The organism is Streptococcus atopicus (assembly GCF_049166725.1).
GTDB classification, from domain to species: Bacteria; Bacillota; Bacilli; order Lactobacillales; family Streptococcaceae; genus Streptococcus; species Streptococcus hominis.
Genome location: NZ_JBMHFC010000016.1, coordinates 1 through 26,425 on the forward strand (window position 1 = coordinate 1; position 26,425 = coordinate 26,425).

Annotated in this window: 21 protein-coding genes, 12 tRNA genes and 1 pseudogene; 25 read left to right on the top strand and 9 right to left on the bottom strand. The window is 40.3% G+C overall.

Features of this window, described 5'->3' with window-relative positions; translation table 11 throughout:
* The first annotated feature begins 41 nt into the window (after positions 1 to 41).
* From ACOMA9_RS09415 to ACOMA9_RS09470, 12 genes are all read left to right on the top strand, one after another.
* Positions 42 to 114 (top strand) — tRNA-Val (locus ACOMA9_RS09415).
* Between the two features lie 9 nt (positions 115 to 123).
* Positions 124 to 194 (top strand) — tRNA-Gly (locus ACOMA9_RS09420).
* A gap of 39 nt (positions 195 to 233) precedes the next feature.
* A tRNA-Ile gene (locus ACOMA9_RS09425) sits at positions 234 to 307 on the top strand.
* A 13-nt stretch (positions 308 to 320) separates the two neighbouring features.
* Positions 321 to 392 (top strand) — tRNA-Glu (locus tag ACOMA9_RS09430).
* 13 nt (positions 393 to 405) lie between these two features.
* A tRNA-Ser gene (locus tag ACOMA9_RS09435) sits at positions 406 to 495 on the top strand.
* A 12-nt stretch (positions 496 to 507) separates the two neighbouring features.
* A tRNA-Met gene (locus ACOMA9_RS09440) sits at positions 508 to 581 on the top strand.
* Positions 582 to 587: 6 nt separating this feature from the next.
* Positions 588 to 660 (top strand) — tRNA-Phe (locus ACOMA9_RS09445).
* A 16-nt stretch (positions 661 to 676) separates the two neighbouring features.
* Positions 677 to 757, top strand: a tRNA-Tyr gene (locus ACOMA9_RS09450).
* 7 nt (positions 758 to 764) lie between these two features.
* A tRNA-Trp gene (locus tag ACOMA9_RS09455) sits at positions 765 to 835 on the top strand.
* Between the two features lie 14 nt (positions 836 to 849).
* Positions 850 to 922: transfer RNA gene (locus ACOMA9_RS09460), tRNA-His, on the top strand.
* A 13-nt stretch (positions 923 to 935) separates the two neighbouring features.
* A tRNA-Gln gene (locus ACOMA9_RS09465) sits at positions 936 to 1,007 on the top strand.
* Positions 1,008 to 1,016: 9 nt separating this feature from the next.
* Positions 1,017 to 1,100: transfer RNA gene (locus tag ACOMA9_RS09470), tRNA-Leu, on the top strand.
* Between the two features lie 85 nt (positions 1,101 to 1,185).
* Here the strand turns inward: ACOMA9_RS09470 and ACOMA9_RS09475 are convergent.
* Positions 1,186 to 2,117 (bottom strand): annotated as a pseudogene (locus ACOMA9_RS09475) (tyrosine-type recombinase/integrase); the annotation flags it as partial.
* A 364-nt stretch (positions 2,118 to 2,481) separates the two neighbouring features.
* On the opposite strand from ACOMA9_RS09475, the gene ACOMA9_RS09480 reads away from it, so the two are divergent.
* Positions 2,482 to 3,213, top strand: coding sequence for a MerR family transcriptional regulator (locus tag ACOMA9_RS09480; protein WP_330945405.1), 732 nt, complete (start codon positions 2,482 to 2,484; stop codon positions 3,211 to 3,213).
* A gap of 53 nt (positions 3,214 to 3,266) precedes the next feature.
* On the opposite strand, the gene aao is transcribed toward ACOMA9_RS09480, so the two are convergent.
* Positions 3,267 to 4,439, bottom strand: coding sequence for an aminoacetone oxidase (gene aao, locus ACOMA9_RS09485; protein WP_330945403.1), 1,173 nt, complete (start codon positions 4,437 to 4,439; stop codon positions 3,267 to 3,269).
* A gap of 144 nt (positions 4,440 to 4,583) precedes the next feature.
* Between aao and ACOMA9_RS09490 the strand changes: the two genes are divergently transcribed.
* Genes ACOMA9_RS09490 through ACOMA9_RS09500 form a run of 3 tightly spaced genes read left to right on the top strand, consistent with a single transcriptional unit; the run spans position 4,584 to position 7,702 of the window.
* A complete protein-coding gene (locus ACOMA9_RS09490) occupies positions 4,584 to 5,078 on the top strand; it encodes a DUF536 domain-containing protein (RefSeq protein ID WP_151380541.1) in 495 nt (164 codons plus the stop codon).
* A gap of 48 nt (positions 5,079 to 5,126) precedes the next feature.
* Positions 5,127 to 5,930: a YdcF family protein gene (locus ACOMA9_RS09495; RefSeq protein WP_151380540.1), complete on the top strand. Its 804-nt coding sequence runs from the start codon at positions 5,127 to 5,129 to the stop codon at positions 5,928 to 5,930.
* Positions 5,931 to 5,944: 14 nt separating this feature from the next.
* Complete coding sequence (locus tag ACOMA9_RS09500) at positions 5,945 to 7,702, top strand: glycerophosphoryl diester phosphodiesterase membrane domain-containing protein (RefSeq protein WP_421425364.1); 1,758 nt, start codon at positions 5,945 to 5,947, stop codon at positions 7,700 to 7,702.
* A 54-nt stretch (positions 7,703 to 7,756) separates the two neighbouring features.
* Here ACOMA9_RS09500 and ACOMA9_RS09505 read toward each other — a convergent pair whose 3' ends face one another.
* Together ACOMA9_RS09505 and ACOMA9_RS09510 are read right to left on the bottom strand one after the other, a co-directional pair.
* The gene (locus tag ACOMA9_RS09505) at positions 7,757 to 8,056 is read right to left on the bottom strand and encodes a YbaB/EbfC family nucleoid-associated protein (protein WP_022526525.1); all 300 of its coding nucleotides are present in this window, start codon (positions 8,054 to 8,056) and stop codon (positions 7,757 to 7,759) included.
* A 36-nt stretch (positions 8,057 to 8,092) separates the two neighbouring features.
* On the bottom strand, positions 8,093 to 10,372 hold the full coding sequence (locus ACOMA9_RS09510) for a Xaa-Pro dipeptidyl-peptidase (protein WP_421425351.1): 2,280 nt from the start codon (positions 10,370 to 10,372) through the stop codon (positions 8,093 to 8,095).
* 108 nt (positions 10,373 to 10,480) lie between these two features.
* Here ACOMA9_RS09510 and gla point away from each other — a divergent pair, with 108 nt between their 5' ends.
* The 8 genes from gla (at position 10,481) to fni (ending at position 18,543) form a co-directional block, all read left to right on the top strand.
* Entirely contained in the window at positions 10,481 to 11,332 is an 852-nt protein-coding gene (gene gla, locus ACOMA9_RS09515; protein WP_003033015.1) for an aquaglyceroporin Gla, read from the top strand.
* Between the two features lie 216 nt (positions 11,333 to 11,548).
* Positions 11,549 to 12,814 (top strand): hypothetical protein, encoded by a 1,266-nt coding sequence (locus tag ACOMA9_RS09520; RefSeq protein ID WP_106383876.1) that lies wholly within the window; start codon positions 11,549 to 11,551, stop codon positions 12,812 to 12,814.
* Positions 12,815 to 12,895: 81 nt separating this feature from the next.
* On the top strand, positions 12,896 to 13,636 hold the full coding sequence (locus ACOMA9_RS09525; RefSeq protein WP_421425355.1) for a CppA N-terminal domain-containing protein: 741 nt from the start codon (positions 12,896 to 12,898) through the stop codon (positions 13,634 to 13,636).
* Entirely contained in the window at positions 13,633 to 14,568 is a 936-nt protein-coding gene (locus ACOMA9_RS09530) for a serine hydrolase domain-containing protein (protein ID WP_421425357.1), read from the top strand. The genes ACOMA9_RS09525 and ACOMA9_RS09530 overlap by 4 nt, the downstream gene beginning before the upstream one ends.
* A 165-nt stretch (positions 14,569 to 14,733) precedes the next feature.
* The gene (mvk, locus tag ACOMA9_RS09535) at positions 14,734 to 15,612 is read left to right on the top strand and encodes a mevalonate kinase (protein WP_421425359.1); all 879 of its coding nucleotides are present in this window, start codon (positions 14,734 to 14,736) and stop codon (positions 15,610 to 15,612) included.
* Entirely contained in the window at positions 15,594 to 16,538 is a 945-nt protein-coding gene (gene mvaD / locus ACOMA9_RS09540) for a diphosphomevalonate decarboxylase (RefSeq protein WP_151380516.1), read from the top strand. The genes mvk and mvaD overlap by 19 nt, the downstream gene beginning before the upstream one ends.
* Positions 16,531 to 17,526 carry a phosphomevalonate kinase gene (locus tag ACOMA9_RS09545; RefSeq protein WP_330945398.1) on the top strand — a complete coding sequence of 332 codons (996 nt, stop codon included), beginning with the start codon at positions 16,531 to 16,533 and terminating at the stop codon, positions 17,524 to 17,526. Before mvaD ends, ACOMA9_RS09545 begins: the two co-directional genes overlap by 8 nt.
* A complete protein-coding gene (gene fni / locus ACOMA9_RS09550) occupies positions 17,527 to 18,543 on the top strand; it encodes a type 2 isopentenyl-diphosphate Delta-isomerase (protein WP_049534508.1) in 1,017 nt (338 codons plus the stop codon).
* 29 nt (positions 18,544 to 18,572) lie between these two features.
* Here fni and ACOMA9_RS09555 read toward each other — a convergent pair whose 3' ends face one another.
* The 5 genes from ACOMA9_RS09555 to pflB all read right to left on the bottom strand — a co-directional run bounded on the left by ACOMA9_RS09555 (position 18,573) and on the right by pflB (position 24,805).
* Positions 18,573 to 19,853 (bottom strand): hydroxymethylglutaryl-CoA reductase, degradative, encoded by a 1,281-nt coding sequence (locus ACOMA9_RS09555; protein WP_330945397.1) that lies wholly within the window; start codon positions 19,851 to 19,853, stop codon positions 18,573 to 18,575.
* A gap of 2 nt (positions 19,854 to 19,855) precedes the next feature.
* Positions 19,856 to 21,028 carry a hydroxymethylglutaryl-CoA synthase gene (locus tag ACOMA9_RS09560; RefSeq protein ID WP_151380513.1) on the bottom strand — a complete coding sequence of 391 codons (1,173 nt, stop codon included), beginning with the start codon at positions 21,026 to 21,028 and terminating at the stop codon, positions 19,856 to 19,858.
* A 131-nt stretch (positions 21,029 to 21,159) separates the two neighbouring features.
* Positions 21,160 to 21,609: a threonine/serine exporter family protein gene (locus ACOMA9_RS09565; protein ID WP_119005828.1), complete on the bottom strand. Its 450-nt coding sequence runs from the start codon at positions 21,607 to 21,609 to the stop codon at positions 21,160 to 21,162.
* 3 nt (positions 21,610 to 21,612) lie between these two features.
* Positions 21,613 to 22,389, bottom strand: a complete 777-nt coding sequence (locus ACOMA9_RS09570) for a threonine/serine exporter family protein (RefSeq protein ID WP_247906017.1) — start codon at positions 22,387 to 22,389, stop codon at positions 21,613 to 21,615.
* 100 nt (positions 22,390 to 22,489) lie between these two features.
* Positions 22,490 to 24,805: a formate C-acetyltransferase gene (pflB, locus tag ACOMA9_RS09575; RefSeq protein ID WP_330945396.1), complete on the bottom strand. Its 2,316-nt coding sequence runs from the start codon at positions 24,803 to 24,805 to the stop codon at positions 22,490 to 22,492.
* 249 nt (positions 24,806 to 25,054) lie between these two features.
* On the opposite strand from pflB, the gene dinB reads away from it, so the two are divergent.
* The gene (dinB, locus tag ACOMA9_RS09580; protein ID WP_003027061.1) at positions 25,055 to 26,122 is read left to right on the top strand and encodes a DNA polymerase IV; all 1,068 of its coding nucleotides are present in this window, start codon (positions 25,055 to 25,057) and stop codon (positions 26,120 to 26,122) included.
* Positions 26,123 to 26,425: the final 303 nt, after the last annotated feature.

Genomic DNA, 26,425 nt, shown 5'->3' on the forward strand with positions numbered 1-26,425 from the left:
AGTCGCTTAGCAAGGATAGGAAGTAGAGATACTTCCTTTTTGGGAGTTTAGCTCAGCTGGGAGAGCATCTGCCTTACAAGCAGAGGGTCAGCGGTTCGATCCCGTTAACTCCCATTTCTTTAAGCGGGTGTAGTTTAGTGGTAAAACTACAGCCTTCCAAGCTGTTGTCGCGAGTTCGATTCTCGTCACCCGCTTTGAACAGAGATGTTCAACCATACCAAGTTTTTGGACTTGGGCGCGTAGCTCAGGTGGTTAGAGCGCACGCCTGATAAGCGTGAGGTCGGTGGTTCGAGTCCACTCGTGCCCATTTTACGATATATGGTCCGTTGGTCAAGGGGTTAAGACACCGCCTTTTCACGGCGGTAACACGGGTTCGAATCCCGTACGGACTATAAAAATTTTATTGGAGGATTACCCAAGTCCGGCTGAAGGGAACGGTCTTGAAAACCGTCAGGCGTGTAAAAGCGTGCGTGGGTTCGAATCCCACATCCTCCTTAGTAGGAATAGCGCGGGATGGAGCAGCTAGGTAGCTCGTCGGGCTCATAACCCGAAGGTCGTAGGTTCAAATCCTGCTCCCGCAATAAGTAGGCTCGGTAGCTCAGTTGGTAGAGCAATGGATTGAAGCTCCATGTGTCGGCGGTTCGATTCCGTCTCGCGCCATATCAGTTTAATATCAGGAAGGGTAGCGAAGAGGCTAAACGCGGCGGACTGTAAATCCGCTCCTTCGGGTTCGGGGGTTCGAATCCCTCTCCTTCCATACCTTTACGGGCATAGTTTAAAGGTAGAACTAAGGTCTCCAAAACCTTCAGTGTGGGTTCAATTCCTACTGCCCGTGTTTATTGTGATATGGCGGGTGTGGTGAAGTGGTTAACACACCAGATTGTGGCTCTGGCATGCGTGGGTTCGATCCCCATCACTCGCCTATTTTATATTATTGGGGTATAGCCAAGCGGTAAGGCAAGGGACTTTGACTCCCTCATGCGTTGGTTCGAATCCAGCTACCCCAGTTTAACTTTGCCGGCGTGGCGGAATTGGCAGACGCGCTGGACTCAAAATCCAGTGTCCGCAAGGACGTGCCGGTTCGACCCCGGCCGCCGGTATAGTACTAGCCCAGTAGAAATCTTATTCTACTGGGCTTTTTTTGATGTTTTTCTTTATCGTACCCCAAATTGTACCCCAATTATGTCTATCCATGATAGATTCTACCTCTTTGAACTCTTTATCAATTCTTTCTGTCATAGTATGACCATATACCTTTATCAACATTTGGATATCTTTGTGACCTAGTATTTTTGCAACTACTCCCATGTCAACATTATTGTGTAATAGATATGAGCCGTAGGTATGACGTAACCCTTTTGTGGTTATCACTGGCTGAATATTTAGTTCATTTAAAATATTTTTAAGGGCTTTATTTGCTGTGGCAACAGATGGTATATCATGCTCTAATCCATAATGGAAAAAGAGAAACTTCTCTTTATTTGTTCGCTCTAGAATTGCATTGACATGAATTTGTTCTTTTCTTAACTCCGTTATAATCTCAATAGTTTTGTTATCTATTGGTACTGCTCGTATGGAGGTATCATTTTTTGCTTTTGTCCACCCCCATGTTGTAGTGTTATATCTTCTATGTGTGTATAAATAATGGTCTTCTAACTTTGTATCATCATCAGTTATACCAATTGCTTCTCCATACCTCATGCCTGTTTTAGCTATGATATATAGAACATGATATATAACTGTTGTCTCATAGTCTAATTTTTTTTCCAGATAGTTTACTAATCTATGATAATCCTCAACACTATGAATATATTTTTCCTCGTTTTTTTGAGCTTCCTTTCCTGCAAAGAGTTCTACGTTACTTGTAAAATCATCAAGAACTATTTTATCTGATTGAGCTAATTGTATAGTTTTTCTAATTGTTGAATTGATTCTACTTAAGTAATCATATCCCACAGTCTCTCCATAGATATTCATAATTCTTTGATATTCTGTCGATTTTATATCAACTATTGCTCTATCTCCAAACAATTTTTTTATTGTTTCTCCATAAATCTGCTAATTTTTCTTTATAACTTCTTTTTAAGTCTAATTTTTAAGACATACCAAGTTTGATATAATTCAAGTCAATGTTTGTTACAATTTTCTTTTCTTCCTTAATTGATTTGTGAGCTTATCTAGATCAATTAGAGTTTAAAAATTGAAAATTTGTAGTTGTTAGTCTCGTCTTCGAAAGGTTTCGACAATCCAATGGGCTGTTGAAGTAGTGAAGGAAGCAAACGAAGCTTTTAGTTTGAGTGGTGTTCGTCCAAGTTTGAAAAGCGAATGGTGTTGAGATTTGCTTTGCAAGCAACGTTAGCGATTTTGGTGAAAAGCAAGGTCGTACTTTGTGATAACTCTATTGGGAGGAAAATATTTTTAAAAAAGTATTGACTTTGACCTAAGGGGAGGGTTTATAATGAGATTTGTAAGGAGGAAATGATGTATCAAATCAAAGAAGCTGCGCAGCTTTCAGGTATTTCTGTCAAAACACTGCATCACTATGATAAAATAGGTTTGCTTGTGCCGCAAAAGTCTGGAAACGGGTATCGCCTTTATAGTGAAGCAGATTTAGAGCGCCTGCAAATTATTTTATTTTACAAATATCTTGGATTTTCTTTAAAGAAAATAGCAGAGCTGCTAAGTCAGGAAGAGCAGGAACTATTGCCTCACTTGAACAAGCAACTGCAGTTTTTGCAGCAGGAAAGGGAGCGTTTGGATACCTTGATTTCCACCTTACAAAAGACAATTCAAGCTCAAAAAGGAGAAAGAAAAATGACGACACAAGAAAAATTTGTTGGATTTACCTACGATGAGCATGCAAATTATTATCATCAAGCGGTTGAAACATACGGTCAAGAAGTAATGGACGAGTCTCGTGTACGACAAGTTGGCAAAGAAACTGAGACGACGGAAGCATTTAACAAAGTTTTTCGCAATCTAGCTAATAATATGCAAAAAGGTCTAGCTGTGGAAGCACAAGAGAATTTATCAGAAGCCGAGCAGTTATTTCAAGCAATGAATACCTATGCCTTTGATTGTTCTCTGGAAGTTTTCGCTTTTATTGGAAAAGGCTACGTGGCAAATCCTGAATTTAAGAAAAATATTGACCAATTTGGAGTTGGAACAGCTCAATATGTAGCAGATGTTATCCAAGCATACGTTCACAAGTAAAATAAAAAATAGGGCAAATACTAGTGTTCTGCATGGTAGCATTTGCTCTATTTTTAGTATTCCACACTTCCAGCGACCCAGCCAGTACAGAGAGCGACTGTAATATTAAATCCACCGGTATGAGCATTGATATCCAGCACTTCGCCAGCAAAATAAAGCCCAGAAACTAGTTTACTTTCTAAAGTCTTGGGATTGATTTCCTTAAGACTGACACCGCCTTTGGTCACAAAAGATTTGGCTAGAGACATTTTGCCGGTAATAGGAATCGGTAGAGCTTTTAGCTGTTGAATGAGCTCTTCTTTTTCTTTTCCAGTCAATTGTTTGACTTTTTCAGGGAATGGTTGCGCGAAAAAGTCTGCAAGACGTTCAGGAAGTAATTGTTTGAGGCTATTTTTGAGCGATTTTTCTCGGTTATTTTCTAAAAATGCTGCCAAATCTTCCGCAGAAAACTGTGGTAAGACATCTAAATAAATGGTTTCACCACCTTTGAGGAAACTGGACATCCGTAGAGCAGCTGGACCAGATAAACCAAAATGAGTAAAGAGCAGGTCGTGGGTAATGATGTGTTTATTATAACGGATGGTGACATTAGCTAATGAAATCCCCTGTAAAGCCTTGTGTGGAAAGTCTGTCAAAAGTGGGCTTTCTGCAGCTTCTAGCTCTGTTATCGTATGGTTGAAATGGCGTGCAATCTCATAGCCAAAGCCAGTAGAGCCGGTTGAAGGATAGGATTTACCACCTGTGGTGACAATCAATCGGTCGCTGCTCCAAATGTGTTCACTTGACTTGATGATAAAGCAATCCGCGTTTTTCTTTACAGAAACCACTTCTGTCTGTGTCTTGATTGTAGCACCCAGCTCTTTTATTTTTTGTTCCAAGGCTTCAATAATTGTAGAAGATTTGTCTGTTGTTGGGAAAACGCGCCCGTGGTCTTCCACTTTAAGTTTCACGCCATTCTCGGTGAAAAAATTCAGGATGTCATGATTGTCAAACTGGGAAAAGACGCTGTAGAGGAAGCGACCGTTGACTGGTATGCCAGCTAATAAATCTTCTAAAGTGCCATTATTCGTCACATTGCAGCGTCCGCCACCTGTTCCGGCGAGCTTCTTACCCAAGCGTTTATTTTTTTCTAAGAGGAGAGTTTTTTGTCCATGAAAGGAGCTGGAAATAGCAGCCATCATACCAGCAGGTCCTCCGCCTATCACGATTGTATCAAAATGGTTCATTGTACTTCTTTCTTTAAATGAATATGTCAAATTTATTGTATCATAAATGTGATGAAATTCCTTGAAATCCGGAGCAAATTTGACAGTTAAGCCTTGATATGATAAGATTTAGGTATATATCTAGAAAAAGTTTCAGAGGAAATTATGGCAATTGAAAAGACAGTCAGCGAGCTAGCCGAGATTTTAGGAATTAGCCGTCAGGCGATGAACAATCGGGTCAAAACTCTTGCGCCCGAAGATACCGACAAGAATGAAAAAGGGGTCACCGTTGTGACACGCAGCGGTTTGATAAAGCTGGAAGAAATTTACAAAAAGACGATTTTTGAAGATGAACCGGTCAGCGAAGATGTCAAGCAGCGTGAGCTCATGGAAATTTTGGTAGATGAGAAAAATGCAGAAATTGTGCGTTTGTATGACCAGTTAAAAGCAAAAGATGTGCAATTAGCTAAAAAAGATGAACAGTTGCGCGTGAAAGATGTGCAAATTGCTGAAAAAGATAAGCAATTAGACCAGCAGCAGCAATTGACTGCTAAGGCCATGAATGAACGTGAAACGTTGCTATTAGAATTGGATGAAGCTAAAGAAAAAGTTCAAGCACAAGAGCAGAAAGGCTTCTTTGCAAGATTGTTTGGAAAATAGAGAGAATCTCGGTTGAAGAAACTGAGATTTTTTTATAGAATGAAAGGTATGGTAAAGGAAGAACTATCAAACAATATCAATATCCTTGGCTCTTTTTGTGGAAAACGCGATTTGCCAGAATTAACACAGAAAGCTTTAGAAGATAAATATAGCCTAAAACAGGCTGATGTCATGGTGCTGTTTGGTGGGAGTATTCTAGCGGGTGGAAATATTCTAGCGCAGGCTATGTTCGCGAATATCGCAAAGATTTATGTGATTGTTGGTGGCGCGGGTCATACGACTGATACTTTGCGCCAAGTAGTCGCTAAAGAGTATCCGAAAATAGAAACACAAACTTTGTCAGAGGCAGAAATTTTCAATGCTTACTTGAAAGAAAAGTATAACTTAGCAGCTGATTATTTGGAGTGCCGCTCGACCAATTGTGGAAACAACATCACTTATTTATTGGATTTGTTGGAGCACGAAAAGATTGATTATCAGTCTATTATTTTTTGTCAGGATGCCACTATGCAGGAACGAATGGACGCAGGGCTTAGAAAGTACCTCTCTAAGGAAAAGAAAATTATCAATTTTGCTGCATATCATGCGGAAGTGGTAGTAAAAGAAGGACAGTTCGGTTTTAAACAGCAGATTCATGGCATGTGGGAAATGGAGCGTTATATAAGTTTGTTAATGGGAGAAATTCCCCGTTTAACAGACAATGCAGCTGGATATGGGCCAAAAGGAAAGAACAACATTGCGCATGTGGAGATTCCGACAGAGGTCAGAATAGTTTTTGAAGCATTAAAACAAGATTATGCTGACTTAATCCGTCTAGCAAATCCTCTTTATGCTTCAGTTGATGAAAAATAAGTTAAAGGAGAATGATGAAACAACAGCGTTTAGGTTTTCAAAAACTCTATCAAAATCTTGATAAAATTCTATTTTTGTTTTTTATTATTTTTATGCTGACAGAATATGCTTGGTTGCCTTTTAATTCGTGGGCGGCAGGTACTTTGCTTCGTCAGACGGGTTATCAATTTCTATCGTATAACAATGTAGTTGGAGTGTTGTCTAGTCATCCTCTAGTTACTCTGGCTTTTATCCTCTTGTTTTTAGCCAATCTGTTGGTCGCTTATGTTCAAATCACACTTCTTTTTTTAGGAGCGCACAATCTATTGACTCAAGACAAGCGAACCCTCTTGAAGTTTACCAAGAAAACCATAGCAGACAGTTTACTCATCTTAAAGCAGGCACGTCCTAGTAAAATCTTGTTTGTCTTGCTCTACATCGCTCTGCTCTTTCCTTTTCTCCGAAAAATCCTCAAAATTTACTATCTAAACAAAATTTTAGTTCCAAATTTTATCTTAACTTATTTGAAAGAGACGTATTTTTGGGGTGCTGTCGTCCTGACTCTACTTGTATGGCTGATGTTATTGGTTGCTGTCCGTTTGATGTTTGCTTTGCCCAAGATTCTGATTGAGAATGTTTCCGTCAGAGAAGCGGTTCAATTTAGTTTGGAAAAAACGCGTAAGCGTTTGGTATTCTATTCTTGGCAGTTATTTTGGATTGTTACCAAGAGTTTTTTGTTCTTTTTTGCCATCACTATTCCATTATTGTTCTTTCAAAGTTATGCGGACGGTCAGTCCAATCTAGTGGCAACGATTGCTGGTGTGATGAATTATGTGTTGCTGAAAAATGCTCACTATCTGATGTTGAGCTATTTCTTGATTAAATTTGTTTCTTTTCTGACTGAGCAAGGTTTGGCGGATTATCCGCGGAGGAAGTTCGATCGCGTTTTGCGCTGGCTTGTGATTTCCATTGCTTCTATATTCTTTGCTGTGGAAGGTTATATGTATCTCATTTTTCCATTGGAAACGGTTCCTGTTACGATTTCTCACCGAGGAGTGTCGCAGGAAAATGGTGTACAAAATACGATTCAGTCATTGGAAAAGACGGCTTTGCTGAAACCAGATTACATAGAAATGGATGTACAAGAGACAAAAGATGGTCAATTTGTCATGATGCACGATGCTAATCTTTTCAATTTGGCGGGTGTCAATGCAAGTCCGCAGGATTTGACCTTGGCAGAACTAACTGCTTTAGAGGTTTCAGAAAATGGCTATCGGACAAAAATTTCCAGTTTTGATGCGTATCTCAACCGTGCCAACGAATTGGGGCAGCGGTTGCTCATTGAAATCAAAACCAGCAAAAAAGATTCTTCGGATATGATGGAGCGCTTTTTGAAAAAATATGGCCCAACGATTAAAAAGTACGGTCATCAAATGCACTCATTGGACTATCGCGTGATTGAAAAAGTTGTGAAATACGATGCTAGCATTAAAAGCTTTTTTATCCTGCCTTATAATACAATCTTCCCACGAACCAAAGCTAGTGGTTATACTATGGAATACTCCACACTAGATGAAAACTTTGTTTCTAAGTTGTGGCAAGCAGATAAATTGCTCTATGATTGGACGGTCAACGATGTAAACAGCATTGCAAAATCTTTCCGCTTGAATGTTGACGGTATCATAACGGATGATGTTCAACTGGTGCAAAGTTCCATTAAAGAGCTGAAAGACAATCCAAAATATACAGATTTACTCCTTAATAAAGCCTTTGATTTCTTTAATTTTACATAAAATAGCCCCCTCTTAGCAATGAACTAGGAGGGGGTAGGCTTTTTGAGATTTGTTTTAAAACGGCATTTTGCCTGCAAAGGCACCTAATTTTTTCTTAGTTGCGGCATCAATTTCTGCGAGGGCAGCGTTGATAGCTTGGGTTGTCATGTCAGATAAAGTTTCTAAGTCTTCTGGGTCGACAACGGCTTCTTGGAAGTCGATTTTGACGACTTTTTTATCACCTGTAAGAGTTGCGACCACGAGGTCTTGGGCAGATTTGCCAACAAATTCTGTTGCAGCAAGCTCGGCTTGCCCTTTTTCCATTTGTTTTTGTAATTTTTGTGCTTGTTTCATCATTGATTGCATATTCATCATTGTTTTGGTTCTCCTTAATTTTCAAACATTAACATCTTATTTTACCATATCTGGCACATCTAAGCTAGAGTTTGCTAGGTCAATGGTCAAATGATAGTCAGTATTATCGCGGACGGTGTGCTCAAAGTCGGTTGTGTAAAGGACGAGGCGAAGTATATCGCCTATTTTCATTTTGTAAATGGTTGGCTGCAATTCAAAAGAAAATTCTAACCATTGGTCTGGTGTGACTTCTTCGACGGTTAGCAGATTGTTGCGGTTTTGCAGATTGAGAAATCCTTTTGTCACAACACGATGCGGTGTCTCTTTGAAAGGCAATTCCATTAAATGATCCAGCATATAAAAGCGACCATTGTCCATGACTTTTGGTGCAAGGACGCCAGGAATTGGGGTGAGACGTTTAGCTTGTCCAAAATCTAACAGCTGTGCGGAAATCAAGCCTTTATCGGTGCTGGATTTAAGGCGCAGATTGAGCTTGACGGGGCCGTTAAGGAAAAGGTCTTTTTCTAAGGTGAAGTCAACGGTCACTTGATTGACTTTTCCGTCAAAGAGTTCATTTTTGAAGGTTTGATAGGTCTTGCTGAAACGCTTGTAGTCCGTCTCAGAGTAAGCATTTTGAATATCTTGAGTAGTACTACCTAGATTGAAATGAGTGTAGTGTTCTGGATTGCCGAAAGTCTCTAGTGACAACCAGCTTTGTGCTTGACTATTGTCTTGCCAGATCACGGTTGGCAATTCAAAGTGAGAATTGTAGCCTAGCAGTTTCTTGCTGAGAAGTGCATTCATGGACTCACGAAAGTCAATGGATTGCCAATTGTTCATGTAAACGTGAGCGCCGTTGTGGAAAAACAAATGCTTTTTGATGTTTTGTGGCAGGGCGTGGAACATGTTGTACACATTGAGCGGCTTGACATTCCAGTCTTGGGAGCCATGCGTAAAGACGACTTCGGCTTTGACCTTGTGCGCGTGAATTAGATAGTTGCGGTCATGCCAAAATTGATTGTAGTCCCCTGTTTTGCGGTCGAGATTTTCTTTTAATGATTTGAGGCTTTTTTGATACTCAGCATCGTGACGAAGACGTTCACCTGCTAGAAGATTGCGTGAGTAAGTTAATTCAGTCAAAGAGTCAAAATCTTCACCAGGATAGCCCCCAGGACTTGTCACTAAACCATTTTCACGATAATAATTGTACCAAGAAGAAATGCCAGCTTCAGCAATAATGACCTCAAGACCATCTACGCCAGTTGTAGCTAGCCCATTTGACAGAGTTCCGAGGTAAGAGATTCCTGTTGTAGCAACCTTTCCATTGGACCAAGTGGCTTTGATTTCTCGCTGTCTGGTATGGTCTGTGAAAGCACGGCAACGACCATTGAGCCAATCAATAACGTTTTTATAGGCTTCAATTTGATAATAATCTCCGCTCGTCATAAGCCCCTCAGAGTCCTTGGTTCCCACACCTGATACATATAAATTAGCAAAACCACGAGGAAGAAGGTAGTCATTGAGTGTATAAGTTCCGATATGACCGAGTGTTTCTTCTGCTTGCTCCACCAATATTGCTTGACCTTGTGGTTCAACCAAGCAAACTTCAGAGTCATGGACGGTGATTTTTCCGGCCTCTTTTTTAACCAAATTCACATTCATGTTATAAAGTGCTTTGTCGCTGGCTTTGTCGTTGGTTCCTTGGTGATAAGGGCTAGCAGTCATGACAGCAGGAATTTGTCCATCAAAATGAGGACGAATGATGCTGACTTTAATCAAATCAGGCAGCCCATCTTCGTCGGTATCCACGCGCGATTCCACATAGACCACTTCGCGGATAGCATTATGGCTAGTAAAGGTCGCAAGACTTTTACCATTGAAATAGTGGTAGGTATTGTCTTCAGGGATCAAGCCTTCGCTTACCAACTTATCAATCAAGAGATTGCCGTTTTTGGTGCGTGTGTTGAGCAACTGATAGAGATTTTCGAGCAGATTTCCATAGGTAATGGGAAAGTTCACGTCCTTGCGGAATGTTTCTACATCGTCGAAGTCAACAAAGGGCACAAATTCCAGCAATTGAAAAATAATGGTATAAAAAATCTCTGCTGTCAATTCCTGATTGGACGTAAAAAAGCTGAGTAAGTCTGTTTTTGAATTGGCAACCAAAGACTTTAAAGCATAGTCTGTATTTTTATAATTAAAAAAAGTTCTACGTACAAAAGTCTCTAAATTTTCTTTATCAGAATACTCTGGGTGGAAAGAAAATCCAATGCTTTCCATTTCAGCCAGCATTTTTTTGTTTGTTTCTGGTGTATAACTATACTGATTATAGCGCATATTTTTACTCCTTTTTACACTTTGTCAAAAAATAACCTTTACATTATCCATTGTAACTGATAAAATAGGATTTGTCTAAAATTTTTTTAATTAAAGAGGAGAATAAAAATGGATGTCACATGGACTGTGAAATATATCACAGAATTTCTTGGAACGGCAATTCTCATTATTTTGGGGAACGGGGCTGTTGCCAACGTTGAATTAAAGGGAACAAAGGGTCATCAAAGTGGCTGGTTGGTGATTGCAGTTGGTTATGGTATGGGGGTTATGATTCCTGCTCTTATGTTTGGAAATGTATCAGGAAACCATATCAATCCTGCATTCACACTAGGACTTGCGATTAGCGGATACTTCCCTTGGGCACAAGTTGCGCCTTACATTATTGCACAATTATTGGGAGCGATATTTGGACAAGCATTAGTAGTAGCAAGTCACCGCCCTTACTATTTGCAAACAACAAATCCTAATGCGATTTTGGGATCATTTTCAACTATTGTAAATACGGATGACGGAAGCAAGAAATCACATGCTGCTTCTATGATAAATGGTTTTGTCAATGAATTTATTGGTTCATTTATCTTGTTCTTTGCAGCAATGGCCATGACCAAAAACTATTTTGGTGCAGAAGTTGTTAAATATGCTGCTACTCGTGGAGTGGATGCTACTCAAATCCAAGGAAAAGTTGCAATTGGTTCTCACATCAATGCCGGACTTGCTGTTGCCCACTTAGCACTTGGTTTCCTTGTCATGGCATTGGTAACGTCACTTGGTGGTCCTACAGGTCCAGGTTTGAACCCTGCACGTGACTTAGGCCCACGTATTCTTCATTTCCTTCTTCCAAAATCAGTTCTTGGTGAACATAAAGGAGATTCAAAATGGTGGTATGCTTGGGTGCCAGTCGTATCTCCAATTCTTGCCGGTATTGCTGCAGTAGCACTTTACAAGATGATTTATGGGTAAGTTGTCAAAAAAGAAACGGTTCGTTACGAGCCGTTTTTTGATAACGAAGAGATAAGATTGAGCGAAAAAATGGATAAGTGACTAGGCGCTTGCTAATATAAAATGCTATACTAAAGAGTAAGGATAATAACAGTAATGGGAGTGAGACAGCAAAACTGATTTTTTGCAAAGTAGCAATTTTTGTCCCGCTCCTACCTTTTGTTTGGGAGAGATGAAATGGAATTAGATAAACTAAGTGGGAGACGGACTCTATTGTTCGGTATTTTGGCGGTTCTTTTTGGCGTTATTATTATTGCAAACGGTGTTGATTTTACAAAATTTGCCCTAGATTTATTGGTCATTTACTTTTTATTTGTCGGAGTTATCAATCTTTTTTTCCGTTTCTTAGTGAAGAAAAATCGTATCAGTCTTGGTTCTGCCCTCCTCCATGTTTTGGTGGGGCTGGTTGTTGGCTCTCTTAACCGTGCCAGCAATCTGCCAGTCAATATTGTCATTATTATATTAGGCTGTTATCAGCTGTGTACAGCGGCAGTCTATGGCATTACTTATCTTCTTTACCGTCAAAATAAGCTAAAAGGCGGTTTCCGTTATCTTTTTGATACCTTGCTTTATGGTGGGATTGGACTGACAACTGTCTTTTCTCCTAGCACGGATGGTCGGATGCAATTTTTGATTGTTGGTATTTATCTGATATTACTAGGCTTTTCTAACGTTCGAGACGGTCTTATGTTCAACACCGATGTGGAACAAAAGCAGCTTCGGCGCCGTATTCGAATCAACTTGCCTGTCATTATCGCTGCCTTTTTCCCAGCAGAGCAACTGAATCGTTTTAATCGTTTTTTGCAGGGTGAAAAACGAGAACACCAAAAGGTTTACAGCCGTATTCGAGATGAACAAAAGCTAGTTGACTTAGAAGTGCTGATTCATACATCAGACCAGAATCTTTTTGGGATGATTGGTCACGTTGATATTTGCTATAAAGGAAAAGTTATTTCTTATGGCAGTTATGATGTCTTTTCAGAGCGCTTGTTTGGCACGATCGGAGACGGTGTTTTGTTTAAAGTGGATAAAGATGCTTATATTGACTTGTGCAAAGAAGAAAGCAAAAAAACCTTATTTGGCTATGGTTTGTCTCTGACTGATGAACAGAAGCGCGCTGTGGAGAAGCGGTTGGCTGAGATTGATGAGTTGCTGGAAGTCTGGAATCCACCAGCAGATTTGAAAGATGGTAAGCGCACGTACGCTTATAAGTTGAAGCATGAGTTGGGTGCTCGTTTATATAAGTTTAAAACAAGTCGTTTTAAGACTTATTTTATCCTGTCTACCAATTGTTGTCTGCTAGCCGATAGCATTATCGGACAGGCTGGAACAGCCATTTTAGATATGCGTGGGATTATTGCGCCGGGAACTTATCAGTCTTACCTTCAATATGAATTTGAGTCGGCAAATGAGCTGGTAGTGGCACAAAATATTTATCAGTAATAGCACAATTTTTTCTATTTTTACATAAATATTTGTAAAATACACAAAAATTATTTAAAATAGAAAGGCTTGGAGGAATTTATGTGTTCAACAAATAAAATTGTAAATACGATACCAGTATTAAAAATCAATAATCGAAAAAACAATCTCGCATTTTATTGTCAAACTTTAGGAATGAAAAATTTGCTAGAGGAAGGAGCTTTTGTCAGCCTTGGAGATCAGACAAAAGTTGAAAAATTGCAGCTAGAGGAGTCGCCCAGTATGCGCACTCGCAAAGTTGTTGGGACTAAGAAATTAGCGAAAATTGTCATCAAAGTAGCCAATCCACGAGAAATTGAAGCACTTTTAGCGCGTGGCAGCAAGGTAGATTATCTTTACCAAGGTGATAATGGCTATGCTTTTGAAGCAACTTCACCAGAAGGAGATAGATTTTTGCTGCATAGCGAGAAAGACTGGACAGCCTTACAGAGAGTGATGATAGCACCAGCATTTGCGCCATTAGAGGATTTTGTTGGGCTCAGTCAATTTACTATGGAGCAGATTCATATCAATGCTCCAGATAAGGAAAAAGCAGTCACTTTTTATCAGGAATGGCTAGGAAGTCAGTCTATTCTAACATTCTCACCAGCAAGCGGACCAGATTTGCTGACGGAGAGTACTCAAACTTGGGATTTGGCAATGATTAAATTTACAGTTGAGCAGTTTGATGTGGCGGATTTGCAAGCATTATTTCAAGGAAGAGAAAATTTTATACCTAAATCGGGCAAATTTTTCCTGACCAAAGATGAGAGCCAAATTGAAGTTTGGATTGAAGCGGTATGAGTTCAAGCAAGATACTCTCAAAAGTCGAAGAACAGATAGCACAACAAATCTATCCTGGAGCCAGCTTAGCTTTGTATACTCAGGGAAAATGGCAAGAATATTATCTTGGTGAGAGTAATCCTGAGCGAGGTGAGAAGACTCAAGCAGGTTTAGTGTATGATTTGGCGAGTGTCAGCAAGGTTGTGGGTGTCGGAACGATTTTGGCTGTTCTATTCCATGAGGAAAAACTAGATTTAGATGCACCGCTAACACAATATTATCCCGCTTTTCATGACAATTCTGTCACGGTAGGTCAGCTGGCTACTCACACATCAGGGCTAGATCCCTTTATCCCCAATCGAGATGCACTCAATGCGGTCGAATTGAAAGAGGCGCTAAATCATTTGAAAGTGCTTGATAACAAGCATTTTCGTTATACTGATGTAAATTTTTTGTTGCTAGGTTTTATGGTAGAAGAAATTTTTCATTCTTCTTTGAGTGACATTTTTGAGCGGAAAATTTTTCAGCCTTGGGGTATGAAAGAAACAGCGTTTGGTCCTGTCGCACAAGCGGTGCCAACGGTTCGCGGTGTGAAAGCAGGGATTGTACATGACCCCAAAGCGCGTGTGTTGGGCAGACATGCTGGTAGTGCAGGCTTGTTTTCTACAGTTCGGGATTTGGAGCTCTTTTTGGAGCATTATTTACAGGATGACTTTGTAGCAACTTTGACAAAAAATTTCTCAAAGGAGATTGGAAAAACACGCAGTCTTGCTTGGGATTTAGACAAAGAGTGGTTGCAGCACACAGGCTATACTGGAACGTTTATTATGTTTAATCGTTTACAGCAGAAAGCGGTCATCTTCCTTTCCAACCGAACGTATGAGAAAGACGAACGTGCGCAGTGGATTTTAGACCGCAATAAGCTTATGGATTTGATTAAACAAAATCTGTAAAATGAAGACAGTTAGGATAAGAGCTGGATTTCCTGCTCTTTTTCGCTGTTTTAAAAGTTGAAATAAATTAGTTTGGAATATAAAAGGAATTGACTACTAACGATCGCTTTTTTCTATGAATTATATTAAAATAATAGATGAAGTATTGTGATGTAGAGAGAGAATATGACAAAAAAAGTAGGTGTCGGTCGGGCACATAGTAAGATTATTTTGATAGGGGAGCATGCCGTTGTCTATGGCTACCCTGCTTTGGCTCTACCTTTAACTAATATTGAAGTGACTTGTCGCATTTTGCCGTCAGATCATGCGTGGATTTTGTATGAAGAAGATACTCTTTCTATGGCGGTTTTTGCTTCTTTGGAATTTCTAGGGGTGCAAGAGGCTTATATTCGCTGTGAGATTGAGTCAATGGTGCCTGAAAAGCGCGGAATGGGTTCTTCTGCGGCAGTGAGTATTGCTGCGATTCGAGCTGTTTTTGATTACTATGAGCAGGGGTTGGATAGGGAAACTCTGGAAATTTTAGCCAATCGAGCGGAGATGATTGCCCACATGAATCCGAGTGGTTTAGATGCTAAGACATGCTTAAGCGATCGTGCTATTAAATTCATCAAAAATGTTGGTTTTTCAGAGTTTGAGACGAATCTTGGAGCCTATCTTGTGATTGCAGACACAGGGATTTATGGGAATACGCGCGAGGCCATTCAAAAAGTTAAGCAGCTAGGAATGACCGCTTTGCCTTACCTTCATCAGCTTGGAAAATTAACCACTGAAGTTGAAGAAGCTTTGAAAGTAAAAGATTTAGAGAGAATCGGGATAGCTATGTCAGAAGCTCACCTCAGCTTAAAAAATCTAGGCGTGAGTTGCCCTGAAGCCGATCGACTTGTTGCCACAGCGCAAGAAAATGGAGCGCTTGGTGCGAAAATGAGTGGTGGTGGTCTAGGTGGCTGCATTATCGCTCTAGTGGCGAGCAAAGAAAAGGCTGTCAGTTTAGCCGATTTATTGAGGGAGAAAGGAGCGGTGAACACATGGATCGAAAGCCTGTAAAGGTGCGGTCTTATGCCAATATTGCCATCATCAAATATTGGGGTAAGAAAGATACTGTCAAGATAATTCCTGCGACGAGCAGTATTTCTTTGACCTTGGAAAATATGTACACAGAAACAACTCTGTCTAGCTTACCAGCAAGTGCCCAGTCAGATGAATTTTACATCAATGGTGTTCTGCAAGATCAAGCTGAACATAAAAAAATGAGTAATATTGTAGATCGTTTTCGTCCTCAAGGAGCTGGTTTTGTACGAATTGATACCAACAATAATATGCCGACAGCAGCAGGACTTTCATCTAGTTCGAGCGGTTTGTCTGCGCTCGTTAAGGCTTGTAATGACTTTTTTGAATTGCACTTGTCCACAAAAGAACTAGCACAAAAAGCAAAATTAGCTTCTGGATCTTCTTCACGGAGTTTTTATGGACCGATTGCAGCTTGGGACAAGGATAGCGGAGAGATTTATCCAGTGGAGACAGATTTGAAATTAGCGATGATAATGCTGGTTTTGTACGATCAGAAAAAGCCGATTTCAAGTCGTGAGGGAATGAAACGCTGTGCAGAAACCTCCACGACATTTGATGATTGGGTGAGACAGTCAGAAGAAGATTATAAAGCTATGCTGACTTATTTGTCTAACAATGATTTTGCTAAGGTGGGAGAATTAACAGAAAAAAATGCGCTTGCCATGCATGCTACCACTAAGACAGCAACGCCAGCTTTTTCTTACCTGACCGAAAAAAGCTATGAAGCAATGGACTTCATCAAACAATTACGCAGTCAAGGAGAGCGTTGTTATTTCACTATGGATGCAGGACCAAATGTAAAAGTGTTGTGTTTGGAAGAAGATTTGGAGCATTTGGTGCCGATATTTGCAACAAAATACCGCCTCATTGTCTCTAAAACGAAGGAATTGCCAGATGACTAAAACAGTAAGAACATGTGGGAAATTGTATTTGGCAGGGGAATACTCTGTATTGACAGCGGGACAAGGCGCGATTCTGAAAAATATTCCGATTTATATGACGGGAAAAATTCATTTTTCTGAACGTTATCAGTTGTTTTCAGATATGTTTGAGCATGTTGTAGACTTGACGCCTGATGATGAGTACAGTCTCATTCAGGATACGGTTGCTGTTATGAATGAGTTTTTACAAAGTCAATCCATTTCACTACGTCCTTTTTCCTTAACCATTACTGGAAAAATGGAGCGAGGTGGGAAAAAAATTGGTCTTGGTTCTAGTGGGAGTGTCGTAGTTTTAACCATACGCGCGATAGCAGTCTTGTATGACCTAGCTTTATCTGCTGATGAAACTTTTAAGCTAGCAGCTTATGTTCTTCTTAAACGTGGTGACAATGGCTCAATGGGAGATGTGGCTTGTATCGCTTATGAAGATTTGATTTATTACCAATCTTTTGACCGCAAAAGAATAGCGGAGCAGATCAATGAGTCGCCCTTAAAACAGGTAATATCCCAAGATTGGGGATACGTCATTCGGAGGATTCAACCACAACTTACGTTTGACTTTCTTGTAGGCTGGACAAAAGAACCAGCTATTTCTAGAGATCTGATCAATCAGGTCAAATCAGCAATTTCATCCAGTTTTCTAACACAAACACAAGAAGAAGTTCTTCGACTGGAGAAGGCGCTGCTTGCTGGTGAGAAGGAAATTATGAAAGAAAGCCTAGAAAAGGTTAGCGACCTATTGGCGGAACTTAGCCCCGCTATTTACAATGAAAAACTGAGAGCTTTAAAAAGAGCCAGTCAAGGATTGGACTGTGTGGCAAAGAGTAGCGGTGCTGGCGGTGGCGACTGCGGCATAGCATTGTCTTTTGATTCGCAAGCCAGTCAAATCTTAGTGGAACGTTGGCAAAGGGCAGAGGTTGTCCTTTTATATAAGGAGAGGTGGGAATAAATGAGTGAAAATCGTAAAGACGAGCACATAAAGTATGCTTTGGAGCAAACCTCTGGCTACAACAGTTTTGATGACATGGAGCTTATTCATTGCTCGCTTCCTAAGTATGATTTGGACGAGATGGATTTGACGACGCAGTTTGCAGGCAAAGATTGGGAATTTCCGTTTTACATCAATGCTATGACAGGTGGAAGTGAGAAAGGGAAAGACATCAATCAGCGCTTGGCACAAGTTGCAGAATCCTGCGGTATTCTCTTTGTCACAGGCTCTTACAGTGCTGCCGTGAATAATCCAGCAGATGATTCTTATGCTGTCAGCAAAGACAAGCCCAACCTGCTCCTTGCCACTAATATTGGAGTGGATAAGCCGTATTCCCTAGGTCAGCAGGCAATCACAGATCTTCATCCTCTTTTTTTGCAAGTACATGTCAATCTCATGCAAGAATTGCTCATGCCAGAAGGAGAACGCTCTTTTAAAACTTGGCGAGCACATTTAAAAGACTATGCTGAGCAAAGCACAGTCCCGGTAGTGTTGAAAGAGGTTGGCTTTGGTATGGATTTGGCAACGATCGAAACTGCTTATGACCTCGGTATTCGAACGGTTGATCTTTCTGGTCGTGGCGGAACGAGCTTCGCCTATATTGAAAACAGGCGCGGTGGCAATCGAGACTATCTCAATGATTGGGGGCAATCGACACTCCAAGTCTTACTAAATGCTCAACCGATGATGGATAAAATGGATATTTTGGTGAGTGGTGGCGTACGGCAGCCGCTTGATATGGTGAAGGCTTTTGTGTTAGGAGCTAAGGCTGTAGGACTTTCACGCACCATGTTAGAATTGATTGAGACATATTCGGTGGATGAAGTCATCACGATTGTAAACGGTTGGAAAGAAGATTTGCGTTTGATTATGTGTGCACTTGGTTGCCAAAATTTGCCGGAATTAAGACGAGTGCCTTATCTTTTGTATGGACGTTTGCGAGAAGCACAAGATCAACTAAATAAAGAAATCCGATGAGTTTTTTCACTTATCGGATTCTTTTTTTTCTATGATTTTTGACGAATGTTTTCTAAAATTTCTTGTGCTCTTTTGAAACTAAAATGTTTCTCAGAAATGAGTTGAGAAACCAGAAGAGCGATTTCTGTATCCTTAGCTCCTGCTAAAAGAGCGAGAGATTTGGCTTGTAGCTTCATGTGACCGTGCTGGATACCGGTGCTGACCAGGGCTTTTAGAGCCGCAAAATTTTGCGCTAAGCCGATAGACGCAATAATACTGGCTAACTCTTTGGCGGTTGGTTGTTTTAGCAAGTCAAAGCTAACTTCCACCGTAGGGTTGAGCCCAATGGAGCCCCCTTTGGTAGCAATGGGAAGAGGAAGCGTAATCTCTCCGCAGAGCGTTTGAGTAACTTCCTTGATTGACCAAGTAGTCAATCCTTGATAGGAACCATTTCTACTAGCGTAGGCATGCGCACCAGCTTCAATCGCCCGCCAGTCATTTCCTGTCGCTAATACGACAGCATCAATTCCGTTGAAAATGCCTTTATTGTGGGTGCTGGCACGATAAGGGTCTTGCTTGGCAAATTGGCTTGCCAGCACGATTTTTTTAGCAATGTCAATGGCTTCTGATTTATTTCGACTAAGAAAACGAAGATCAATTTCACAGGTGGCAGTTACTAAGGCTTCTGTTGCATAATTTGATAGAATTGCTATCAGGCTTTCACCGCCAGTCAACTCTTCTAATGGTGTTTTCAACGCTTCTAGCATGGTATTGAGGATATTGGCGCCCATAGCTTCTTGGGTGTCAACTGTTAGATAAACGACTAAAAATTCAGCTTCGCCATTTAGCCATTCTACACGTAAATCACGCGCACCACCTCCGCGGTTGACAATCGACGGGTGTGCTTGATTGGCCAGCTCTAACAATTCTTGCTTGTGATTTTGGATATTTTTTATAGCCGCTTCAATATTTTCTACTTGATAAAGAGCAACCTGTCCAATCATTTGACGATTGTGAATAGTCGTTTTGAAGCCTCCAGAGCGCTTAATAATTTTTGCTGCAAAGCTAGCAGCCGCAACGACAGAGGGTTCTTCTGTTACGAAAGGTACCTGATAAACTTGCTCGTCTACCACAACATCAGGAACGAAAGAGTAGGGCAGAGCAAATGTCGCCAGAACATTTTCGCTCATTTGGTCTGCTGTTGAGAGAGGGAGCATGTGATTATGCTCAAGGTTTGTTTGATTATTCTCGTTTAGTAAGTGATAGTCTTTTAAAATTTGCAAACGTTCTTGAAGCGATTTTTTTGAAAAGCCCGTCCAACTTATCTTCATAATTATTTTTCCACCTTGATGTATGTACGTTGGTGTTCTACGATTTCTGCTAAGGCAAAGTCTTGATTTTCATAGCCTGTAAAGCTAGCAGAGCCATTTTCATCTAGTTCTGCTTCTTCAAAAAATACCTTCTCATAATCTGGAATGCTCAGAGGCGTACGGCTGTCAAGTTTTTCCATACGATTGGCTTCAAGCTGCTGCTCAAAACCTGCTACGAGCTGCCCACTAAAGATTTCTGATACAGCTCCGCTTCCGTAGCTAAAGAGCGCAATGCGGTTACCTGCTTTGAGTGTCGTACTATTTTCAAGCAGGGAAAGGAGACCTAAAAAGAGGGAGCCAGTATAAATGTTACCTACTTTTTGACTGTAAAGAATAGATTGCTCAAAATTTTCTTGCAGTTGTGCTTGTTGTTCGCTTGGCAATGTCTTATCCATGATTTTCCGCATACCTTTTAAAGCTAGCTTTGGATAAGGTAAGTGAAAACAAACTGCTGCAAAATCTTTCAAAGAGACTTGATTGCGCTTTTGGTACTCTGCCCAAGTTGTTTTTAGACTATCTAAATACTGTTGCGTAGAATACATGCCATTGACAAACGGCGTTGTCGAATAGTTTGGTCGCCAAAAGTCCATAATATCTCGTGTTTGAGCGACATTGTCCTCATTGAAGGCTAGAATTCGTGGATGACTAGTGATGAGCATAGCTATCGAACCAGCGCCTTGTGTCGGCTCGCCCGGTGTTCCAATCCCGTATTTGGCAATGTCACTAGCGATGACCAAGACCTTTGAGTCTGGATGTTTTTCAACGTGTAGTTTTGCATAATCCAGTGCGGCAGTAGCACTATAGCATGCTTCTTTCATTTCAAAACTACGCGCAAATGGCTGAATTCCAAGCAAACCATGAATAAAAACAGCAGAAGCCTTGCTTTGGTCAATTCCAGATTCGCTGGCCACGATGACCATGTCAATAGCCTGTTTATCTTTTTCGGCCAAAATAGATGCTGCTGCACTCGCTCCCATGGTTACAATATCCTCTGTGACAGGGGCGATACTAATTTCTTTTAATAAAAGCCCCTTACTTAGTTTTTCTGGGTCAATGTTGCGTGCGGCTGCTAAATTTTCTAATTTTAATACATAGTTGGTTGTTGCAAAACCAATCTTATCAATTCCAATTGTCATCATTACCTCTATATATTTCGGTTTCATGTAAATATTATTCTATTCCATTTTATCATAATTCAAGTGGAAACTGAGAAAAAGACCATCTTAAGATAAGAAGGGTTTTAGACGGTTTGGTTGTTTTTGTTGAATTACGAAGAACGGTGTTTTTGCAGATAATGGTAGAGTCTGAGCACCACCGTACCACTTGCCATTCCAATTGAAATGACCAAGGCTAAAATCACTACCAAGGTAGCATTAACCATAGCATGACTATAATTTCCGGTAACAAAAAAGGCAGTTGTACGATAAGAAAGATAGCCCGGAACTAATGGAGCTAAAATGGCTAAGATAAAGACGACAGCAGGGGTCTTATAGAGAATGCTCAAAACTTGACTAATGCAAGATCCGATAATAGCTGCAATAAACGTAGCAATAATCACATTTGTTGGGCCTTTTAATACATAATACAAAAGCCAGATGAACATTCCAAGGATTCCTCCTGGGATTAACATACTTTTTTGAACATTTAAAACGATTAAGAACATTACAATTGCAAGGAAACTTGCAGCAGCTTGTAGTAAAATAGTCAATGGGTTCACCTTTTATTTCATGAGGACAAGAGCTACGGAAGTACCAGCTCCGAGTGCCAAAGTAATCAACAGCGTTTCAAAGATTTTGCTCATTCCGGAGTTGAGATGATTGGTCATCAGATCACGCACGGCATTGGTCAGAGCAATACCGGGAACAAAAGGCATGACAGCGCCAGCGATGATTAAGTCCGCACTGGAAGGAAAACTAGAATAGCGTGCCCAGATCTGTGCCAGCAGACCAAAAATAAAAGCTCCTGCAAAAGCTGTGACAAAAGGAATGCGCACGTATTTATTGACCGAAAGAGAAAAGGCAAAGCCAAAGAAGGTCGCAAGAGCAGCGCCGAGCGCATCATAGAGATTGCCACCAAACATGATAGAGAAAAAAGGGGCACTAATAGTAGCAGCAAGTGTCAGTTGCCTGTTTGTGTAAGGTGTTTTTTTCTTTTTTAGCTGGGCTAATCTCTCAAACGCTTCTTCAAGAGTGATATCTCCACTAACCAGTTCACGCGATACTTGATTGACATCGCACACCTTTTCAATATTGTAATTTGAATGAGTGATACGTTTCATCCGCGAAATGTTGGTGTTTTCAATAGAAAAGAAAATGGCAACTGGCATTGCGAGAGCATTACAATCTATAATCCCTTGAGAATGGGCAATCCGAATCATCGTATCTTCTACCCGATAAATCTCAGAGCCACTCTGAAGTAAAAGTGTGCCTGCTAACATCAAGACATCAACAGCTAGATTGAATTGTTCTTCCCTTTCTAAATTTCGTTTCTCCACCATTTCTATATCCTTTTCTTTTAACTAACAATAAGTCTATTATAGCATAAAAAAGAAGAAAACCAGCTGGAATTTCCAACTGGTTTTTGAGAATAGAATTGAATTAGCTAAGGGCATCATCCATTGAAAGCACTTCGTGGAAGACACGTTGAGTCAATTCAGTTTTTTGTTCTTTAGTAAGGTATTTAGTATTGACACAGTAACCTGAGATACGAACGATAACATCTTCGCCATTCATAATCTTGTCATAGACATCTTTAAGATCCATAACGTTCAAGTTGACGTGTTGACCACCATTTTCAAAGTAACCGTCAAGAATCGTTACCAAGTTATCCACTTGTTCTTCACGAGTTTTACCAAGAGCACGAGGTGAAACTTGTGTAGTGAGAGAGATACCATCTGCTGCATAGCCAAAGTCAAGGCTGGCTAGTGAGTTGAGGTTTTGTAACCAACCACCACGAGCTTTGTTAGATGGGTTCGCACCTGGTGAGAAGAATTCTAATTTAGATAAGTTCACACTGCCGTCTTCATTGAGGTATACTCCTTTGTGGACTGGTGAGTTACCAGTTTGTTTAGAGTAGGCAACGTTCGAAGTGATAGTGAGAAGTGATACAGTCGCTTCTGCATTCTTGTAAAGTCTATGGCTGCGAAGACGAGTAGTGTAAGCTTCAATCAACCATTCTGCCAATTCATTTGAACGAGGATCGTCTTCACCCCAACGTGGGTATTCGCCAGTAGTTTCGTAGTCGTAGATATAACCATTTTCGTCACGGATTGGTTTGACTGTCGCATACTTAATAGCTGACAATGTATCAACTGTATTGGCAAATCCACAGATACCAAATCCCATGTTAGCACGTTGATGTGTAGGTAAAAAGGCCATTTGAACAGCTTCGTAGTTGTACTTGTCTGTCATGTAGTGAATGATGTTCAAAGCATCTACGTAAGTATCTGTCAACCAATCGAGCGATTTTTCAAAGTTTGCCTTAACAGATTCAAATTCAAGTACTTCGTCGCGGATAGGGTCAATATCAAATACTTTGTAATCTTTATGAACATCATCGTAACCACCGTTAAGACCTGTAAGAAGAGCTTTTAACACGTTTACACGAGCACCGAAGTACTGGATGTTGTGACGTTGGTCTTCGTTTTCTGGGTCAAGTGGTGATACACAGCATGAAATACAACTCATTTCACCATAGCCATCTTTCGCCATTGTTGTTACACCTTCGTATTGGATAGAAGAGTGTTTGTGACTCATGTGCATGCAGTAATGACGGAATGAGTAAGGAAGTTTATCTGTCCAAAGAACTGTCAAGTTTGGCTCTGGAGAGTTACCGATATTGTCAAGTGTATTCAAGAAACGGTAGTCCATTTTTGTCACACGGTGACGACCATCATTTCCCATACCTGCCATAGACGTTGTGATGAAGGTTGGGTCACCTGAGTAGAGTTGATCGTATGCTTTTGTACGAGCAAATTTTACAGTACGAAGTTTCAAGACGAAGTCATCAACAAATTCTTGGATTTCTGATTCTGTGAAAGTACCACGAGCAAGGTCGCGTTCTGCATAAATGTCAAGAACGATTGGCACACGTCCAAGAGAAGTAGCAGCACCATTTACGACACGGCAGACAGCCATGAAAGCGATATTCACCCATTGGATAGCTTCTTTTACATTCATTGCAGGTCTACGAACATCAAGTCCGTAAAGGTCACCCAGGCGAACAACTTCTTTCAATGATTGGTATTGAAGGTTGACTTCTTCGCGAAGACGAATAGTTTCTTCATCAATGTCTGTCAAAGCATTCCAATCTTCGACTTTTTCTGCCATCAAGTAATCTGCACCGTAAAGAGCAAGACGTGCGTAAACACCAATGATACGTCCACGTGAATAAGCATCTGGCAAACCTGTTACAGTGTGTGCGTGACGCGCACGACGGATATTTGTTGTGTAGGCACGGAAAATACCGTCATTTACAGTTGTTACGTATTTTGTGAAGATTTCATGCATCTTAGGATCTGGTTCATAGCCATGTTCCTTCAAAGCAGTTTCCGCCATACGGATACCACCTTTTGGCATGAAGTTTAATTTGAACAATTCATCATTTTGGATACCATAAATCAATTCATTATTTTTGTCAATATATCCAGCTGGAATATCAGCGATTGAAGTAGCACGTGTATCCATTGGGAAACGTGTTTCTTCATAATGTGCTTTTGTATCTTCGATAATTTTTTTAATGTGAAGAGAGCGTTCAGTTGGACCAGCTAAGAAACTTTCATCTCCGTCATAAGGAGTGTAGTTTGCCTGTACAAAACGAGATACGCTAGCTTTTTCGCGCCAATCTTCCCCTTTGAAGCCTTCCCAGGCTTTGTCAAAAATATCCTGTGCTTCGACAACAGTTTTAACAACCATGTTTTTTTCCTCTTGTATCTTTCTAGTAACACAAATCTGTTACATTTATAAAATAAGTATATCATATAGTAATCGTTTCCACAAATGGAATCTGGTCATAAAAGTACTTTCTTTTATAATACAGATTAAAAAATCAGCGTAAATTGTATTATATTTTTGAAAAAATCAGCATATTTTCAAATATTTTGGAAAAAATGATAAAAATTGTATAATGGAGAAAAGAAAAGAGTCAAGAAAGGAGCTGTATTGATGTTAATTTTTCCCTTAATCAATGATACGTCTCGGAAAATCATTCACATTGATATGGATGCCTTTTTTGCCTCCGTAGAAGAAAGAGACAATCCAGCACTAAAAGGCAAGTCGGTTATCATCGGAGCTGACCCTCGCTTGACAGGCGGACGAGGCGTTGTTTCGACTTGCAATTATGAGGCACGAAAGTTTGGTGTTCACTCAGCCATGAGCTCCAAAGAAGCTTATGAGCGTTGTCCACAGGCGATTTTCATTTCGGGAAATTATGAGAAATATCAGGCAGTCAGTCAGCAAATTCGAGCCATTTTTAAACGATATACAGATGTGATTGAGCCAATCAGTATTGATGAAGCCTATCTGGATGTGACCAAAAATAAGTTAGGTATGAAATCTGCTGTCAAGATAGCCAAGCTAATCCAGCATGAGATATGGACAGAGCTTCATTTGACCAGTTCTGCTGGTGTGTCCTACAATAAATTTTTGGCAAAAATAGCTAGTGACTATGAAAAACCTCACGGTTTGACGGTTATTTTGCCAGAAGAAGCAGAAGCCTTTCTCTCTCAAATGGATGTGGCAAAGTTTTACGGTGTTGGAAAAAAGACGGTGGAAAAGCTGCATGATATGGGCGTTTACACAGGAGCAGATTTATTAGAAATTCCTGAGATGACCTTGATTGACTTGTTTGGTCGATTTGGATTTGACCTTTACCGCAAGGCAAGAGGCATCAGCAATTCACCAGTAAAAGTCAACCGTATTCGTAAGTCTATCGGCAAGGAAAGAACTTATGGGAAATTGCTCCATAACGAAGACGACATAAAAAAGGAGCTGACCCTTTTATCACAAAAGGTAGCTCGTAGTTTAAAAAAACATGGAAAGTCTGGTAGGACGATTGTTCTGAAGATTCGCTATGCAGATTTTTCAACATTGACAAAAAGGCAGAGCTTAGCGACAAGAACGCAAGATGCGGAGCAGATTGAGCGCATTGCACATGAGATTTATGATAGCTTGGACGAGCAGACAAAAGGTGTGCGTCTTTTAGGAGTGACAGTGACAGGATTTGGGATGTAAAAAAGTTTGGGATGGGGAGTTCCAAACTTTTTGGGCTCTATAATTTCTGTAGTGGGTAACACCACTGCAGAGATTATGGAGTTATTTTTCTACCATTTGTCAAGCAATTCAATGTTTTTCAGTCAAAGAATTGATGATTGATTTGATTTTAATAGCTTATCCTAGCCCTTTTCGGCTCTTTTGATTGGAAAAAGAGTACACAAAATCAACACCTTATCTAGCTATTTTTTTCATAAGGTGTTACAATGATAGAGCATAGACGGCTTTAATGATTTTGGGTTAAAGTGTAATCGTAAAGTTTGT

Coding starts and splice junctions, on each gene's coding strand:
- ACOMA9_RS09480 (WP_330945405.1), top strand. CDS start 2,482: ATGTATCAAATCAAAGAAGCTGCGCAGCTTTCAGGTATTTCTGTCAAA.
- aao (WP_330945403.1), bottom strand. CDS start 4,439: ATGAACCATTTTGATACAATCGTGATAGGCGGAGGACCTGCTGGTATG.
- ACOMA9_RS09490 (WP_151380541.1), top strand. CDS start 4,584: ATGGCAATTGAAAAGACAGTCAGCGAGCTAGCCGAGATTTTAGGAATT.
- ACOMA9_RS09495 (WP_151380540.1), top strand. CDS start 5,127: ATGGTAAAGGAAGAACTATCAAACAATATCAATATCCTTGGCTCTTTT.
- ACOMA9_RS09500 (WP_421425364.1), top strand. CDS start 5,945: ATGAAACAACAGCGTTTAGGTTTTCAAAAACTCTATCAAAATCTTGAT.
- ACOMA9_RS09505 (WP_022526525.1), bottom strand. CDS start 8,056: ATGATGAATATGCAATCAATGATGAAACAAGCACAAAAATTACAAAAA.
- ACOMA9_RS09510 (WP_421425351.1), bottom strand. CDS start 10,372: ATGCGCTATAATCAGTATAGTTATACACCAGAAACAAACAAAAAAATG.
- gla (WP_003033015.1), top strand. CDS start 10,481: ATGGATGTCACATGGACTGTGAAATATATCACAGAATTTCTTGGAACG.
- ACOMA9_RS09520 (WP_106383876.1), top strand. CDS start 11,549: ATGGAATTAGATAAACTAAGTGGGAGACGGACTCTATTGTTCGGTATT.
- ACOMA9_RS09525 (WP_421425355.1), top strand. CDS start 12,896: ATGTGTTCAACAAATAAAATTGTAAATACGATACCAGTATTAAAAATC.
- ACOMA9_RS09530 (WP_421425357.1), top strand. CDS start 13,633: ATGAGTTCAAGCAAGATACTCTCAAAAGTCGAAGAACAGATAGCACAA.
- mvk (WP_421425359.1), top strand. CDS start 14,734: ATGACAAAAAAAGTAGGTGTCGGTCGGGCACATAGTAAGATTATTTTG.
- mvaD (WP_151380516.1), top strand. CDS start 15,594: ATGGATCGAAAGCCTGTAAAGGTGCGGTCTTATGCCAATATTGCCATC.
- ACOMA9_RS09545 (WP_330945398.1), top strand. CDS start 16,531: ATGACTAAAACAGTAAGAACATGTGGGAAATTGTATTTGGCAGGGGAA.
- fni (WP_049534508.1), top strand. CDS start 17,527: ATGAGTGAAAATCGTAAAGACGAGCACATAAAGTATGCTTTGGAGCAA.
- ACOMA9_RS09555 (WP_330945397.1), bottom strand. CDS start 19,853: ATGAAGATAAGTTGGACGGGCTTTTCAAAAAAATCGCTTCAAGAACGT.
- ACOMA9_RS09560 (WP_151380513.1), bottom strand. CDS start 21,028: ATGACAATTGGAATTGATAAGATTGGTTTTGCAACAACCAACTATGTA.
- ACOMA9_RS09570 (WP_247906017.1), bottom strand. CDS start 22,389: ATGGTGGAGAAACGAAATTTAGAAAGGGAAGAACAATTCAATCTAGCT.
- pflB (WP_330945396.1), bottom strand. CDS start 24,805: ATGGTTGTTAAAACTGTTGTCGAAGCACAGGATATTTTTGACAAAGCC.
- dinB (WP_003027061.1), top strand. CDS start 25,055: ATGTTAATTTTTCCCTTAATCAATGATACGTCTCGGAAAATCATTCAC.